The organism is Planococcus sp. 1R117A (genome assembly GCF_051417975.1).
Classification (GTDB): Bacteria; Bacillota; Bacilli; order Bacillales_A; family Planococcaceae; genus Planococcus; species Planococcus shenhongbingii.
This window is the reverse complement of sequence record NZ_JBPRLO010000006.1, coordinates 163,016-179,075: the sequence shown is the minus strand read 5'-3', so window position 1 is coordinate 179,075 and position 16,060 is coordinate 163,016. Positions and strand designations below refer to the sequence as shown.

15 protein-coding genes are annotated in these 16,060 nt (G+C 45.4%); 12 read left to right on the top strand and 3 right to left on the bottom strand.

Going from position 1 to position 16,060, the window contains the following annotated elements:
- Window positions 1–65 precede the first annotated feature (65 nt).
- From ACSFXN_RS17190 to ACSFXN_RS17180, 3 genes are all read left to right on the top strand, one after another.
- On the top strand, window positions 66–1,766 hold the full coding sequence (locus ACSFXN_RS17190; protein WP_437151364.1) for a phospho-sugar mutase: 1,701 nt from the start codon (window positions 66–68) through the stop codon (window positions 1,764–1,766).
- Between the two features lie 576 nt (window positions 1,767–2,342).
- Complete coding sequence (locus ACSFXN_RS17185) at window positions 2,343–3,458, top strand: GAF domain-containing sensor histidine kinase (protein WP_437151407.1); 1,116 nt, start codon at window positions 2,343–2,345, stop codon at window positions 3,456–3,458.
- A gap of 19 nt (window positions 3,459–3,477) precedes the next feature.
- A complete protein-coding gene (locus ACSFXN_RS17180) occupies window positions 3,478–4,113 on the top strand; it encodes a response regulator (RefSeq protein WP_437151362.1) in 636 nt (211 codons plus the stop codon).
- Window positions 4,114–4,206: 93 nt separating this feature from the next.
- On the opposite strand, the gene rsgA is transcribed toward ACSFXN_RS17180, so the two are convergent.
- Window positions 4,207–5,262 (bottom strand): ribosome small subunit-dependent GTPase A, encoded by a 1,056-nt coding sequence (gene rsgA / locus ACSFXN_RS17175; protein WP_437151361.1) that lies wholly within the window; start codon window positions 5,260–5,262, stop codon window positions 4,207–4,209.
- Between the two features lie 343 nt (window positions 5,263–5,605).
- On the opposite strand from rsgA, the gene ACSFXN_RS17170 reads away from it, so the two are divergent.
- From ACSFXN_RS17170 to ACSFXN_RS17145, 6 genes are all read left to right on the top strand, one after another.
- Entirely contained in the window at window positions 5,606–5,821 is a 216-nt protein-coding gene (locus tag ACSFXN_RS17170) for a hypothetical protein (protein WP_437151360.1), read from the top strand.
- Window positions 5,822–5,989: 168 nt separating this feature from the next.
- Complete coding sequence (locus ACSFXN_RS17165; RefSeq protein WP_437151358.1) at window positions 5,990–7,243, top strand: acyl-CoA dehydrogenase; 1,254 nt, start codon at window positions 5,990–5,992, stop codon at window positions 7,241–7,243.
- A gap of 72 nt (window positions 7,244–7,315) precedes the next feature.
- Window positions 7,316–8,311: a phosphotriesterase family protein gene (locus ACSFXN_RS17160; RefSeq protein ID WP_437151357.1), complete on the top strand. Its 996-nt coding sequence runs from the start codon at window positions 7,316–7,318 to the stop codon at window positions 8,309–8,311.
- A gap of 209 nt (window positions 8,312–8,520) precedes the next feature.
- On the top strand, window positions 8,521–9,717 hold the full coding sequence (locus ACSFXN_RS17155; protein WP_437151356.1) for a cytochrome P450 family protein: 1,197 nt from the start codon (window positions 8,521–8,523) through the stop codon (window positions 9,715–9,717).
- A gap of 117 nt (window positions 9,718–9,834) precedes the next feature.
- On the top strand, window positions 9,835–10,491 hold the full coding sequence (locus ACSFXN_RS17150) for a DUF2254 family protein (RefSeq protein WP_437151405.1): 657 nt from the start codon (window positions 9,835–9,837) through the stop codon (window positions 10,489–10,491).
- A gap of 106 nt (window positions 10,492–10,597) precedes the next feature.
- Entirely contained in the window at window positions 10,598–11,002 is a 405-nt protein-coding gene (locus tag ACSFXN_RS17145) for a YndM family protein (RefSeq protein WP_437151355.1), read from the top strand.
- Between the two features lie 41 nt (window positions 11,003–11,043).
- Here ACSFXN_RS17145 and ACSFXN_RS17140 read toward each other — a convergent pair whose 3' ends face one another.
- Window positions 11,044–11,610, bottom strand: coding sequence for a hypothetical protein (locus tag ACSFXN_RS17140; protein WP_437151354.1), 567 nt, complete (start codon window positions 11,608–11,610; stop codon window positions 11,044–11,046).
- 13 nt (window positions 11,611–11,623) lie between these two features.
- Window positions 11,624–12,511: a cation diffusion facilitator family transporter gene (locus tag ACSFXN_RS17135; RefSeq protein ID WP_437151353.1), complete on the bottom strand. Its 888-nt coding sequence runs from the start codon at window positions 12,509–12,511 to the stop codon at window positions 11,624–11,626.
- 463 nt (window positions 12,512–12,974) lie between these two features.
- Here ACSFXN_RS17135 and chrA point away from each other — a divergent pair, with 463 nt between their 5' ends.
- The 3 genes from chrA to ACSFXN_RS17120 are packed head-to-tail and all read left to right on the top strand — an operon-like array spanning window position 12,975 to window position 16,037.
- Window positions 12,975–14,144 carry a chromate efflux transporter gene (gene chrA, locus ACSFXN_RS17130; protein ID WP_437151352.1) on the top strand — a complete coding sequence of 390 codons (1,170 nt, stop codon included), beginning with the start codon at window positions 12,975–12,977 and terminating at the stop codon, window positions 14,142–14,144.
- Window positions 14,145–14,159: 15 nt separating this feature from the next.
- Window positions 14,160–15,413 carry a kynureninase gene (gene kynU / locus ACSFXN_RS17125; RefSeq protein ID WP_437151350.1) on the top strand — a complete coding sequence of 418 codons (1,254 nt, stop codon included), beginning with the start codon at window positions 14,160–14,162 and terminating at the stop codon, window positions 15,411–15,413.
- Complete coding sequence (locus ACSFXN_RS17120) at window positions 15,414–16,037, top strand: cyclase family protein (protein WP_437151349.1); 624 nt, start codon at window positions 15,414–15,416, stop codon at window positions 16,035–16,037.
- The last annotated feature ends 23 nt before the right edge of the window (window positions 16,038–16,060 follow it).

The window sequence follows — 16,060 nt, the reverse complement described above, 5'->3', positions numbered from 1 at the left end:
TTCCAAAAAAGGAAGCGGTTTTTCTTTGGAATTTTTGGTAAACTATATGGTATGGAGGGATGCATATGACATGGAAAGAACGTATCAAACGATGGTTGGAACATGACAAGCTCGATGAACAGACAAAAGAGAGTTTGACGCTGCTAAAAGATGATGAAAAATTGGCAGAAGACGCGTTTTATCAAGATTTGGTGTTTGGTACAGGAGGCATGCGAGGCGAAATTGGTCCTGGCACGAACCGCATGAATGTCTACACAGTCCGGAAAGCATCTCAAGGAATAGCGAATTACATTAAAAAAAATGGCGAACAGGCTATGGCGCGCGGGATGGTCATTGCCTATGACAGCCGCCGGATGTCTCCGGAATTTGCGCAGGAAGCAGCGCGCACATTTGCGGCAAATGGCATCCATACGTATTTATACAGCGGACCGCGGACAACGCCCCAGTTGTCATTCAGTGTCCGGTATCTGAACGCCTTCATGGGCATTGTCATCACAGCAAGCCACAATCCGCCTGAATACAATGGCTATAAAGTTTATGGCGAAGACGGTGCACAGCTGAATCTGGAAGACGCGGACCGGGTTATTGAATACGTCAGCAAAGTGGAAGATGAACTGAATATTGTCAATGACACCTATCAGCAAGATCTTCTTGTGGCCATTGACGAGAAACTTGACCAAGCTTATATCACAAATGCTTTAACGGTCCAGGAACATTCCGCATCACCCATTTCAGCGGTTTTCACTCCGCTTCACGGAGCGTCAGGAGCCACTGTTAAACGGCTGCTTGAAGCTGCAGGCTATAACGGCATCACCTATGTGAAAGAACAGATGGAACCGGACGGTGAATTTCCGACTGTTAAATCACCGAACCCTGAAGAAGCATCGGCTTTTGAGATGGCGCAAGTTTACGGCAAAGATAACGGAGCGGATTTATTGATAGCAGTGGATCCCGACGGTGACCGTGTTGGAATCGCAGTCTGGAGCGGCAGCCATTACGAATTGCTGTCGGGCAATCAAACAGGTGCCATTCTGATTGAATACGTACTGCGGCAAAAACAGAAAAAAGCTACGTTGCCGGAAAACGGCCGCATCTTTAAAACCATTGTCACTTCGGAGTTTGGCCGCGTCATTGCCGATTCCTATGGCGTCGACTGTGTCGATGTATTGACTGGTTTTAAATTTATCGGAGAAAAGCTGAAAGAAAATGACAGCACGAAAGAATTTGAGTTTTTATTCGGCTATGAGGAAAGTTATGGCTACCTGATCCGTGATTTTGCCCGTGACAAAGATGCCGTGCAGGCCGTCTTATTGCTTGTAGAAGCTGCTGCTTATTACAAAACACAAGGCCAAAGCCTGCATGATGTGCTGATCGAGTTATATGGCCGTTTTGGCTGGTACCGTGAATCGCTTGTTTCGGTAACGAAAAAAGGCGTAGAAGGCGCGCAGGAGATCCAGAACTTGCTGGCAGGCATGCGTGAAAAACCGCTTCAGGCCATTGCTGGAATTCCAGTAGTTTCTATAGAAGATTATGAAACACAAAACCGCATTTTCGTGGATTTGAACACGGATGAAAAAATCGAACTGCCGCAAGCGAACGTCATCAAGTATTTCTTGAAAGACGGTTCCTGGGTTTGCCTGCGTCCGAGCGGCACCGAACCGAAAGTGAAATATTATTTCGGTGTCTTTGCCGATACGGAGCAGGAAAGCGACGAAAAATTGGAGCTTATTAAAGAATCGTTTCTTGATGAAGTAAATAGCAGGTAATGAGATGCTTCACTCAGTAAGGAGTAAAGCAGGATAACAAGAAAGCTCCCTCATGAAGGGAGCTGAGCTTGTAGACAAAAGAATATACTTTCAATCAAGTGAATAACTATCAAAAACAAGGTTCTCCCCTCGGTTCCTGCGCTTCAACCGGACGCTTTCCGCGGGCTCGCGCCGAACTAACTCGGGACTGGCGCCCGAGTTAGTTCGGCACTTCGCTATCCCGCAGGAGACGCCGGTTTCCGCTGCGGAACCTGGCGTGAAGTGAAAAGCGGCATCCTGGATGGAAGGGATTCCTTGAAGTAACGCGACACCCCCAACCGGACCGGCCACGAGACTCCTGTGGGAACAGCTCGAGCTGAAGACCCCGCAGGAACGCCAGTGACGAGGAGGCTGAAGCCGAGCCCACGGAAAGCGAAGTGGCCGGTCCGGTTGGGGTTTATACATTCTTATTCATTTCAAGCACACTTTGTCTACAGTCTGAGCTCCCTCATGAAGGGAGCTTTTTCATTCAAAAGTACGAGGCAAAGGTCTTTGGAAAACGTGTATGGTAGAACTAACGGTGATGGGGTGAAGAAAATGGTGTTGGATGATCATTCCAATGTGACATTATTAAAGGAAATTGCAGAGCTGTTGAATGAGGAAACCGACATGGACCGCATGCTTGAAGGGGCTGTTTGGAAACTGTTGAATGGTTCCAATTTTGAGACTGCGTGGATTTTCTTCATTGATGGACAGGGCAAGCATCGATTAGTGGCGGAGGCAAATTTGCCTCCGGCTTTAAAAAACAACGGCTGCCGGCATCTGCAAAAAGGCGGCTGCTGGTGCGTCAAACGTTTTCGCGACGGGGAACTTGAAAAAGCTTCCAATATTATTGCTTGCCAACGCATTGAAAATTCCATCGTGTCGAATTCGGGAGATTCCGGGGGCATCACCCACCATGCGACGGTGCCGTTGCAGTCGGGAACTGAAAAGTTTGGGCTTCTCAATATCGCTGCTTCTGAAAGAATCGGTTTTTCAAAAGATGAATTGGCGCTTCTGGAGTCAGTGGCTTTCCAAATCGGTTCAGCGATAAAGCGAATCGGTTTAACGAGACAAGAGCAAGAGTTGGCTCTTGTAAAAGAACGCAATCGGTTGGCGCGTGATCTGCATGATTCGGTAAACCAGCTGCTGTTTTCTGTCACGCTGACGGCCAGAGGCGGCATTGAAATGTCCGAAGACCCGGAAATTCAGGACACTTTCCGAGACATCCAACATTTGACACAGGAAGCGTTGAATGAAATGCGGGCTCTTATTTGGCAATTGCGTCCGAAAGGCCTGGAAAGCGGATTGCTTGAAGCGATTAAAGGGTATGCTGAAATGCTTGGATTATCTATGGAGCTGAAAGTGACAGGGGTCATCCAGCTGCCTTCCCGGACAGAGGAGACGCTATTCCGGATTTCGCAGGAAGCATTGAATAATATAAGGAAACATGCAGGCGTTAACAACGTTCAACTGTATATGTCTATAACTTCTTCAGATGTTTTGCTGGTCATAAAAGATGAAGGCCGTGGATTTCTGATTGACGAGCGGCTGTATATTCCATCAATCGGCATTCAAAGCATGCGTGACCGTGCAAGTGCTGAAGGCGGCACAGTCGACTGGTCAAGCAAAATAGGGAAAGGGACAGAAATTCTCGTTCGGATTCCGTATTAAATAAGGAGTGAGTAGCAAGGTGAAAGTACTGATTGCTGATGATCACCATGTAGTTAGGCGCGGATTGTTATTTTTTCTGAAGACGCAGAAAGACATTGAAGTTGTCGGTGAAGCGGTAAATGGAAAAGAAGCGGTGGCCATGGCTGGGCAATTGCAGCCGGATATTGTGCTGATGGATTTGGTAATGCCGGAAATGGACGGCATCGAAGCCACCAGGGAAATCAAAGAACGCCATCCCCACATTATTGTATTGATGCTGACAAGTTTTTCTGACCGAGATCATGTAGTGCCCGCCATCGAAGCAGGAGCTGCGGGTTATCAGCTAAAAGATATTGAACCGGATGAACTGGTGGCATCGCTGCGCAGTTTGATGCGAGGAGAAAATATCCTGCACCCGAAAGCGACTTCAGAGCTGATGAAAGAGCCAGCCGAAGCTGCGCCGCATACCGTCAATTTATTAACGCCGCGGGAAAAAGATGTTTTGGCGGAATTGACAAAAGGCAAAAGCAACCGGGAAATTGCATCGGCTTTGTATGTAACTGAAAAGACGGTCAAGACGCATATATCCAATATTTTCACTAAACTTGAAGTCCAGGACCGGACGCAGGCGGCTCTTTATGCGGTCAAGCATGGCTTGACCAAAGCGCCAAAATAAAAGAAGCAGACCGTACGGAAGACCGTATTGTGTCTGCTTCTTTTATTACTTTCACTATATGCAGGGAAATACCCTCATGGAGCAAAGTTTCCATTAACGTTTTTTGACGGGGCGCTTTCTGTTGTCTTTCGTAATTTGTTTCCATTTATTGCGTTCCGCTTTCTGGGCAGCGGCATCGCTTTTTCGTTCCATATGCGCCAGTTCCCGTTTCAGCTTGACATAACTTCTAAAACGATCGTGCTGCAATTCACCTGTCAACAAGGCTTCCTGCACGCGGCATCCGGGTTCGTTGCCATGCTGGCAATCACGGAACCGGCACTCATCTGCCAATTGTTCGACATCCGAAAAACCGCTTTCAATGCCTTCTTCGTAATCCCCGAGCTGGAACTCACGCATTCCCGGCGTATCGATCAATAACCCTCCACCAGGCAGCCGGACCAGCTCACGGTGTGTTGTGGTGTGCCGGCCTTTGCTGTCGTCTTCACGGATGTCCTGGACAGCCATCAATTCACTGCCGGACAAAGCATTGATCAGTGATGATTTTCCAACACCAGATGAACCGAGCAATGCGCCGGTTTTATTTGGCGCAAGGAGATTTTGCAGGTCTTCAATTCCTTCGCCGGTTACATTGGACACCGCATGGACCGGAACACCGAAAGCCACCGATTCAACGTCCCGCAAATAAGGTGCCAAATCGGCACATTGATCTTTTTTAGTCAGCACGACGATGGGATTTGATCCTGAATCCCAAGCTGCCAGTAAATATCGTTCCAAGCGGCGGACGTTAAAGTCATGGTTCAAGGACATCACCAAAAAAACATAGTCGACATTGACTGCAATCAATTGGATATTCGATGTATCACCAGCCGCTTTTCGTGAAAACTGAGAAGAGCGGGGAAGGACTTGATGAATAATTCCTTTTTCCTCACCAGGCATCTGTTCCACCATGACCCAATCGCCGACCGCAGGAAATTCGCTGTGCAAGTGCTGATGACGGTATTTTCCGGAAAGGGTGCTTAGCCATTCTCCGTTATTCGTAACTACCCGATAAACATTTTTATGTTCCAATGTAACGCGCCCCGGTATACCAGCAGCACCAATTTTTTCTTGCAATGAATTGTTCCATCCAAATTGTTCAATTAAATTCAATGTTAGTTCCTCCTATTATGCATAATAAAAAACCATGGATGCGCGCAAATCGCAATCCATGGTCCCCGGGCATAATGGAAGAAGCGTATCGTCAGCGATACACAGAGCGGGACATTATGGATTGGATTTGCGTATTCAAAAATAAAATAGCCATAATGCCTCACCTCTTTCTTCAAGTTAATTTAAAGATACTGCAACCGGATACAAGGGTCAAGGTTTTTTTAAATTGAAAATATAAATTTATCCAACGATTCAGGATTTTTGTTATTTTCATTGCCGAAAAGGGAATAAAAGAAAAAGGACATAAAAGAGAAATATACATCGTATGAAAGGAGGAAATCGTATGGTTGAAGCTAAATGGCTTAAATTAGGCGCAGCTGCCGCTCTTTCTATTAGCATGCTCGGTGCTTGTGGGGATGGAGACGGAGACGACGATAATATTGAAGTTGAAGACCCGGCACGTGATGAAAACGATCAAGATGACGATAGCGGTACAGACTCAGACGAAGAATTGGAAGATGACAGCGATGAAAAGAAACAAGATGGAGATGCACCGTAATACTGGTAAAGAAGCCACAGCAATGTGGCTTTTTTTATTTATGAATAAAAAGGATAGAAATGAAAAGTTTGGATGAAACGCTCTTGCTTTTATAAATTGGAAGCGCTACCATTAAGCTAATATTCTGAACATACCGGATGGTTAGCAATAGAGAGGTGGAAAGTTAAAATGGATTTTTCATATTCAGAGAAAACAGTTAAACTCCAGGAAAAATTGATTTTATTCATGGAGGAGCATGTCTATCCGAGTGAAAAGATTTTTGAAGAGCAATTGAATGCACAGCAAAGCCGCTGGGCCCGAGTTCCGCCAATTATGGAAGAATTGAAACAAAAAGCGAGAGAAGCGGGCTTATGGAATTTGTTCCTGCCGGAAAGCGAGTACGGGGCAGGATTGTCCAATCAGGAGTATGCACCGTTATGCGAAATAATGGGAAGGTCACTGATCGGCCCGGAAGTCTTTAATTGCAACGCGCCGGATACCGGCAATATGGAAGTGCTGGTCCGTTACGGCACGGAAGAACAAAAAGAAAAATGGCTGAAACCGCTTCTTGCAGGAGAAATCCGTTCGTGTTTTTCCATGACTGAACCGGACGCAGCTTCAAGCGATGCGACGAATATTGAAGCTTCGATTGTCAGGGACGGCGATGAATATGTCGTTAATGGCCGTAAGTGGTGGTCGTCAGGAGCAGGGGACCCGCGCTGCAAGATTTCCATCGTAATGGGGAAGACCAATCCTGATGGACCAAAATATGAACAGCAGTCCATGATCTTGGTGCCACTCGATGCACCAGGCGTGAAAATTGAACGGCTGTTGTCTGTTTTCGGCTACGATCATGCGCCGCATGGCCATGCGGAAATCATGTTTGACAATGTGCGGGTGCCGGCAGCCAATATGATCTGGGCGGAAGGAAAAGGGTTTGCCATCGCTCAGGGACGCTTAGGACCAGGCCGCATCCATCATTGCATGCGGCTGATTGGCGCAGCAGAACGCGCGCTCGAGGAAATGTGCAGACGTGTGCAAAGCCGGCAGCCTTTTGGCAAGCCGCTCGCAAGCCAAGGCGTTGTCCGCGAATGGATTGCTGATTCAAGAATTGAGATTGAACAAGCCCGTTTGTTGACGCTAAAAGCCGCTTATATGATGGATACAGTTGGCAATAAAGAAGCAAAAGCGGAAATAGCGATGATAAAAGTGACAGCCCCAAATATGGCGCTCCGTGTAATTGACCGGGCAATTCAGGCATTCGGGGCAGCAGGAGTAAGCGAAGACTTTACATTGGCGGCACAATGGGCGAACGCACGGACACTTCGGTTGGCGGATGGGCCGGACGAAGTTCACCGCAACCAAATTGCCAGCCTGGAATTAAAAAAGTATAAGGAGCCTGAAGAAGCGAAAGACGGTATAACACCCATGAAAGCAAGATAACCATAACGAACAGCAAAAATATCTTGTTTTCCAATTGCAAGAAGGACGGCAAATACTGAGGAGGTTTTGCAGGTGGCAAAAAAAGTGGAAACTGTAACAGGGCCGATTGTTCCGGAAGCTATGGGAAAAACATTAATCCATGAACATTTCATTTTTGGTTATCCAGGATTTCAAGGAGACATTACGCTGGGGCCATTCAATCGGGAAAGGGCGATAGCGACTGGCGTTGAAGCTGCTAAGAAAATGATGGCTCATGGTGTACAGACTGTTGTAGACCCAACTCCGAATGAATGTGGACGTGACCCGGAAATATTAGAAGAGATATCCCGGCAAAGCGGACTGCAAATCATCTGCGCCACCGGCTATTATTACGAAGGGGAAGGTGCAACTCCATATTTTAAATTCCGTGCCACCCTTGGCAGTGCTGAACAGGAAATCAATGAAATGTTTTTGGCGGAAATAAAAGATGGAATCGGCGGGACGAATATCAAGCCGGGAATTATTAAACTGGCTTCCAGCAAAGATGTTATCACGGATTATGAAAAAATGTTTTTCAGAGCTGCTGCACGAGCTCAAAAAGAAACTGGCATCACGTTGTTGACCCATACTCAAGAAGGGACTATGGGACCCGAACAGGCGCAGTTTCTGCTGGAACATGATGCAAATCCGGCTGGAATCGTCATTGGTCATATGTGCGGCAATACGGATACTGCCTATCATAAAAGAACACTCGAAACGGGTGTATACATTTCATTCGACCGTTTTGGGCTGCAAGGGATAGTTGGAGCACCGTTAGACCATCAGCGAATCAGCACTTTACTAGAGCTGCTGGATGCAGGTTTTGAAGACCGCATCATGCTTTCACATGATTCAATCAGCACTTGGCTTGGCCGCCCTCCTGTGATTCCAGAGGCTGTACGACCGGCAGTAGCGAACTGGCATCCGACACATATATTTGAAAATGTGGTGCCAGAACTTAAAAAGGCCGGAGTAACAGAAAGCCAGATCGATAAAATGTTTACGGATAATGCAAGGAAATTATTTGCAGGGGAAACGGCTGCAGTATAAACGACAGCCCTTGCTTTTAATAAAACGTAGGTTAATACTATTGCTCCTGCATTGCTCCTGCATCGCTCCGCTAGCTTCGTCGCAAAGGAGTTGTCCCAATTTACTTTTGGGACGACTCCTTTTTTGTTTCTAAAATTGGAAATTTAAGCATATAGAACGAGACAGAAAGTTGGAAGTGCGGGTATATGTATGAAAAAGGAGGGGAAACGATGAATATGCACAATTCAGGTGAAGCAGGATTATTTACAGAAGGTTTTATCCAAAACCCATATCCAATCTATGAGAAGCTTCGAAAAGAAGATCCAGTGCATCGGGTGCGCTTTCCGGATGGTCAGCTCGGCTGGCTGGTAACTGATTATGAAGATGCAGTTGCCGTATTGAAAGACCAGCGCTTTACGAAAGATATGTCGAAATTATTCGGTGGATCGATGGATCAATTGTCAGTTTTTACACAGAATATGCTATTTTCCGATCCGCCAGACCATAAACGCTTGCGCGGCCTTGCTCAACAAGCGTTTACTCCAAAAATGATTTCAGGGATGCGAAATCGTATTCAGGAAATCACCGATGGATTACTGGATGAAATGGAAAAGAAACAGCAAATCGACTTAATCGACGAATTTGCTTTTCCGCTCCCCATCAGTGTCATTTGTGAGATTTTAGGAGTTCCAGTAGAAGACCAAGACAAATTCCGTCTTTGGTCAAACTCATTGATTGAAGGAACGAGCGGTGAAATTGGAGTCACTGTTTATGAACATATGAATCAGTTTATTCAATATTTAGGGCAATGGTTTGCGAAAGTGCATGAACACCCGGGAGATGACTTGATCAGCCAGTTGATCATTGCTGAAGAAGAAGGAGACCGGCTGACGGAAAAGGAATTATACGGCATTGTTACGCTGCTCATTATTGCTGGCCATGAGACAACAGTAAATTTGATCGGCAATACGGTGCTGGCATTATTGGCATTTCCAGAGCAGCAGCAGAAACTAAGAGAACAACCGGAATTGGTTTCTCAAGCAATCGAAGAATCGCTTCGCTTTAATGGACCGGTCGAGTTTAGCACTTCCCGTTGGGCAAACGAAGATATGGAGTTTAGAGGCAAACGGATTCAAAGAGGAGATTTAGTGGTGGTTTCGCTGAATGCTGCTAACCATGACCCTGAAAAGTTCAAGGACCCTCAACTTTATGACATTCAGCGGGAAAAAAGCCCGCACCTTGCTTTTGGCATGGGCATCCATTTTTGCCTTGGGGCACCTCTTGCAAGGCTGGAAGGAGAGATTGCCATTTCCAGTTTACTTAAGCGTTTTCCGAAATTGAAACTGGCAATCGATGAAAGTGAACTTGTATGGCGGCCAGGAATGATTGTCCGTGGCGTTAAAGAAATTCCGCTGCTAGTTGAATAAATAAACAGCCGGGCTGGCCAGTCCGGCTGTTTATTTTGCATTGTTTGTTGAAAGGGAATAGGGCAAAAAGATGCTAATCGAAAAAGAAAGAAGGGATGACGTTGAAGCCCATTTCATATTATCGACCTTTCAAATCTGGTGGAGCTGGCAAGAGAAAATGACTGTGCAATTGAAGTAGCCATAAAAAAGGGGGATTATGTCTATGAAGGCAAACCGCTCTTTTATCTTTATTCCGATAAGAAAAAGGAGCTTCCTTTAAATCAATATATAACCATTGGAGATGAAAGGACAGCAGACCAGGACCTCGGCTATGCAATCCAAAAAATTGTGGAAGTCGCGATACGGGCAACTTCCCCAGGCCGGCAAGACCCGAATAACGCAAAAGATATCCTCATCCGCCTCGGGCATTTACTGGGAGATATGAGCCACTTAAAGACAGATGGCCTGGTCTTGACCGATGAAGCAGGCAATAACCGTCTCCTTTACCGATTTGAATCTTATAGCGATATTCTTTATAAGGCTTTTTATCAAATATCCTACCATAGTAAAAAAGACATTTCTCTCCATTCTTCCATGACAGACGCTTTAATCGTCACAGCGGCGCTTGCTCCGGCGTTGAGGTATGACACCATCTGGAAACTCCAACTTTATCTGCTGGAAGCCATAGATGACGGCGAATTGAAAATCCTCGACCGTGAGTTTCTTCAAAAAAAAATCGATGAATTAGCAAGAATTACTAACCAGCATTCCGTTGCTTTAAAAGCTAATGAATGAGCGGAAAAATAAAAAAAGAGAAAAGTCAAGAAAAAATTTAAAAAGCGATTAAAAATTTAGCAAATGGGTAAAAAATCAGTAACAACAAGTAAAGGGGGAAAGAAAAATGAATCACTTGAAAGCATTGGTAATGAAGTTCGTCATGATTGCAGCAGTCTTACTAATTATTCTTACTTTGATGTTTAATGTGCCTTTTGCTGATACGTTATGGATTAGTTTAGTGTTGACATTAGTCGCTTATGTGATGGGCGATTTGATGATTTTCCGAAAAGCCGGAAATCGCTCAGACCAAAACAAACGAAATGCAATTGCTACCGTTTCAGATATTGTGGTTGCATTTTTGGTTATTTGGCTGATGGGAGATGCACTTGTTGGCAATAATATAGATATTATTACGCCAGCAATTATTTCAGCCTTGGTTATCGGTGGCGGGGAATGGTTCTTCCACAAATATCTCGACCGCAGTGTCTTCACTGAAAAACACGACAACACGAGACCAGCAGCACGATAGATAAGAAAAAGACTCCTGAAAAGGAGTCTTTTTTGTTGCTTCTATTCTTCTAAATCAATCCGTTCGTGGCTTCCGCCAGCCTCTTTAATATTGCTGATCAGTGTGCCGCTCATCTCAAAAATCTTGCCTGATGACATTTCAATGACATCACCATTCTTAAAGAACATAGCGACAGATTGTACCGAGCGGGTATTGTCTTGCGTTCCAATCCGTTCTTCAATTTTCTCGAAGTCCTCCCATTGATAGCTTTGAGAAGAAATAGAGAAAGGGCCGTTATAAGTAAATCCATTCGGCGTCACATAATAATAATCACTGAGCGACAGCAAAACCCCTAATATTCCTACTGCAAACAAAAGGCCCGCAGCCAAATACCTCTTCATGCGGTTTTCAAGCAGTGCCAGTGCGAAAAAACCTGCGGCAATCAATGCGAGGCCAAGTCCTCCGGTAATTAGCGAGACAAAAGAAGTTCCGACTGCTGTTGCAGCAGAAGTGATAAAGATTACTTTTAATGGATAGAAAACAGCAACTGGTGCCACTGCAGAAGAAATCAATAAAATAATAGCGAACGCGATGTAGACAATTCTTTTTTGATCGGCAAAGTCATACATAAGCCATATCTCCTCATTCGGACCATTCTGGATTGTCGTAGTCCGGTTCTATATGTACGAGTATGACGCAATTCGGTTTCACTTTTTGAATTTTCCTCTCAATTTCTTCTGTTATCCAATGGCTTTCTATTACATTCAACGAAGGATTTACAGCAATAGTCAAATCGATGAACATAACATTGCCGTGATTGCGGCCTTTGAAGTCCCGCAAAATGCTGACTCCCGGCACTTTTCTGACCAGCACCGACATCGTTTCTACTTCATCTTCATTAAAGCCATCTGTTAAGGTCAAAACAGATTCTTTAAAAATATCCAAAGCTGTTTTGAGAATGATTAGACCGACGATAAATGCAGTGATGATATCAAGTATCGGAGCGCCAAAAACGGCTCCAATGATTCCAATGCCCGCACCGATACTGACAAGCGCATCGGAGCGGTTGTCATAAGCCGCAGCTCTGACAGCAGAACTTTTGATTTGCCGGCTGAGCTTCAGGTTATAGCGGTACACTACGTACATTACCAAAGCACTGAAAAAAGCTATAGCTGCTGTGTAAAGCGATGGAGCAGCTTCAGCAGGGTCGAAAAAGTTACGGATGGCCCCGAAAAGCACTTGCAGCCCGATAACCGCCATAATAAACGAAGCGAGCAAAGATGCGATCGTTTCTGCACGCAAATGGCCGTAATGATGATTTTCATCCGGCGGCTTCTGCGAAATCCGCAAGCCGACCAATACGGCTACTGAAGCTATAATGTCGGTCAAGTTGTTTAAACCATCCGCTTTTAATGCTTCGGAAGACCCCGCAAAGCCGAAGGAGAGCTTTATTGCGCTTAGAAAAACGTAAGCCCCGATGCTGATCCAGGCCCCTTTTTCCCCTTTACGCAAATTTGTATAGAGCTCCATAATGTTTCCCGCCTCCAAGTCTTCTAAACAAAGGGAAACGACCCTCGAATGAGAGCCGTTTCATAAAATTTCTTCATTTATCATTATTTTCGCTTTTATAGTTCCGAGTAAAGGATTGAGGACTATCAACCTCTTTGGCTAAAAACCTGGTTTACTCCGAAATTTTGCATTTTTATTGTAGCAAAACTTTTAAACATAAGCTATCCTCAGAAAGTATTATTTTTATCTTCCATTTCAGTCTTGAAGAAAGCATTTATGCTCTGTATCTGAATTTTGGTCGTTAACACATAATAGAATTTCTACACGTTAGAAAGAACCATTAAAATCATTGTTGTAATTAAATTTACAAAGTTGTAATAGTCACTCATATAAGCAATCAGTTATGCTTGAGAGAATGGTTAAGGTAATTCTAAAAAAGAAAAAACAGCTTGACCAAAGAAATAAACTTTTAAAGGAGAGAATTATGGCACAGAAAAATTACATAGAAATTTTAAAAGCTTCTACAAAATTAGGGCTGACATCATTCGGAGGACCAACTGCACACTTAGGTTATTTCCGGGAAGAGTATGTAGTAAAACGAAAGTGGCTGGACGAAAAAGCTTATGCGGATTTAGTGGCATTGTGTCAATTCCTTCCGGGACCGGCAAGTTCACAAGTAGGGATTTCAGTCGGCATGCTGAGAGGTGGAATATTTGGCGGCTTTCTGTCTTGGTTCGGTTTTACGATGCCGTCTGTAATCTTATTGGTGTTATTTGCGTTGCTTGTGACAAACGGATCGTTCGACAGCGGCTGGATTCAAGGCTTAAAAATAGTAGCTGTGGCAGTAGTGGCGCATGCATTAATGGGAATGGGCAAATCGCTCGCTCCTGATAAACCGAGGATTGCCATTGCAGTTGGTTCTACAGTAGCAATTTTAATGATGCCTACGGCTTGGGCGCAAATCGGAGTCATCGTGCTGACGGGAATTATCGGTTATTTTCTTTATAAAGACGTAGAAGCACCGGAAGCAGTAAAGCTGGCTTTGTCTTTTGGCAAAAAGACGGGACTGGCAGCATGGGCGATTTTTGCGGGGCTGCTGATTGGCTTGCCATTGCTTCGCCCGGTCATTGAATCAAGCTATTATGCCATATTTGATATTTTCTACCGCGTCGGATCAATTGTTTTTGGCGGGGGGCATGTGATATTGCCGATGCTTGAACGGGAAGTAGTGCCGGGTTGGATGTCAGCGGATCTCTTTATTTCCGGTTATGGGGCTGCTCAAGCCGTCCCTGGTCCATTGTTCACGTTGTCCGGTTATCTGGGACAATTAATGGGCGGTGGCTTTGGAGTCTTGCTAGCTGTAGTTGCCATGTTTTTGCCATCGTTTTTATTGGTAATCGGCACATTGCCGTTTTGGAGCATCATCCGTACCAAGTCTGGAGTCCAAGCTGCCTTAAAAGGAGTTAATGCGGGTGTTGTCGGCATTTTGCTTGCGGCTTTGTATGATCCGGTTTTCACATCTGGAATCCGCGGGCCCGTTGACTTTGCGATTGCGATTATCGCCTTTACAATGTTAGTCTATTTTAAACTGGCACCTTGGATTGTCGTATTGGTTACCGCAATTCTGGGAGCGGGGGCATACGCATTTCTATAAGAAGGGGGATGTAGGATGGCAAACGCAGATAAACGAGAACGGGAAGACTCGCTTGATCGTTTTAAAGAAGAGTTTTATCAAGGGGAAAACCAGATTTACATGGACGGAAATTCACTTGGGCTGATGTCGAAAAGAGCGGAAACCAAGCTACTGGAATTGGCAGGCAGCTGGAGAAGCCATGGCATCGACGGCTGGACAGAAGGCAGCCACCCGTGGTTTACACTAGCAGAAGAGTTGAGTGCACGGATTGCCCCTCTCGTCGGGGCATTGCCACATGAAGTGATGGTCACCGGATCAATTACTTCGAATATCCACCAGATGCTTTCGACGGTTTTCCATCCAACGGAAAACCGTTCCGTCATTGTAGTGGATGAGTTGAATTTCCCATCGGATATATATGCGGTGGACAGCCATCTCCGCCTACGCGGGTTAGAGCCTGAAAAGGCCATCAGAAAAATTCAGAGCCGAGATGGCTATACGTTGGCTCTGGAGGACATTGTAAAAGAATTAACGGAAGATGTAGCTGTTTTATTGCTGCCATCCGTTTTGTACCGAAGCGGGCAATTGCTGCCGATTCGAGAAATTACACAAGCTGCGCATCAAAAAGGCATTCTCGTCGGTTTTGATTTGGCCCATTCGATCGGTGCGCTTCCACATGACTTGCATAACGATGGAGTGGATTTTGCTGTCTGGTGTCATTACAAGTATATGAATTCCGGTCCAGGCGGCACAGGCGGATTGTACCTCCATGAGCGCCACCACCATTTGCTGCCAGGAATGGCTGGTTGGTTCGGTTCGGATAAAACAAAGCAATTCGATATGGATCATTCATTTACAAAAGCGGAAGGGGCGGGAGCTTACCAAATGGGAACCCCGAATATCTTCAGTATGGCACCGCTGCTTGGCAGCATCGAGATATTCGAAGAAGCGGGCATTGGGGCCATCCGTAAAAAGTCGCTACAGTTGACCCGGTTATTGCGGGAATTGGTAGCCGAACAGATTCCAGAATTGAAAGATGTGACACCGGATAAAGATGAAGAACGGGGAGGGCATATCGCACTGGCCCATGAAGAAGCCGCCCGGATCTGCAAAGCTTTAAAAGAAGCGGGCGTTGTACCTGATTTCCGGGCACCTAACATCATTCGGCTGGCGCCAGTCGCTTTATACACTTCTTTTGAAGATGTGGAAAAAATGGTCAGCCGCCTGAAAATGATCATGGACAGGGAATTGTACAAGAACTATACCAATGAACGAAATGTGGTGGCGTAGATGAGGAATAGAAAAATTTACGATATTTCAATGGAACTTAGTGGACAGACACCGGAATGGCCAGGAGACATCCCATTTCAATATGAGCTAGCGGCAACGATTGAACAAAGCGGTTCGGTCAACGTCGGGAAAGTAGTCACCAGTACGCATATCGGGACGCATGTCGATGCCCCATTCCATTATGACAATGACGGCATAAAAATTGACGAACTGCCGCTTGACTATTATTTGACTACAGCACAAGTGATTGATGTAAGAGGCAAAGCCGAGATTACCCGCACTGATTTGCCGGATGTGGCACCTGAAGTAACAGCAATCTTGCTGAAGAGTGATTCGTGGGAAGACCGAACAAAATTTCCGGAAACCTGGCCGCTTTTTGATCCAACGATTGCAGAATGGATGGCAGAGCAGGAGATTAAGCTTTTGGGGGTGGATGTGCCTTCAGTAGACGCCAAGACGAGCAAAGACCTGCCAATGCATATGGCGATGAGCCGCAATAATCGGTACATCCTTGAAGGGCTTGTTCTGAACGAAGTACCAGAAGGCATATATCAACTTGTGGCATTGCCGCTTAAGATTAAAGGCGCCGAAGGAAGTCCGGTCCGGGCTGTTCTCCATACATGAAAAAACCCTTCACTTTTTTATAA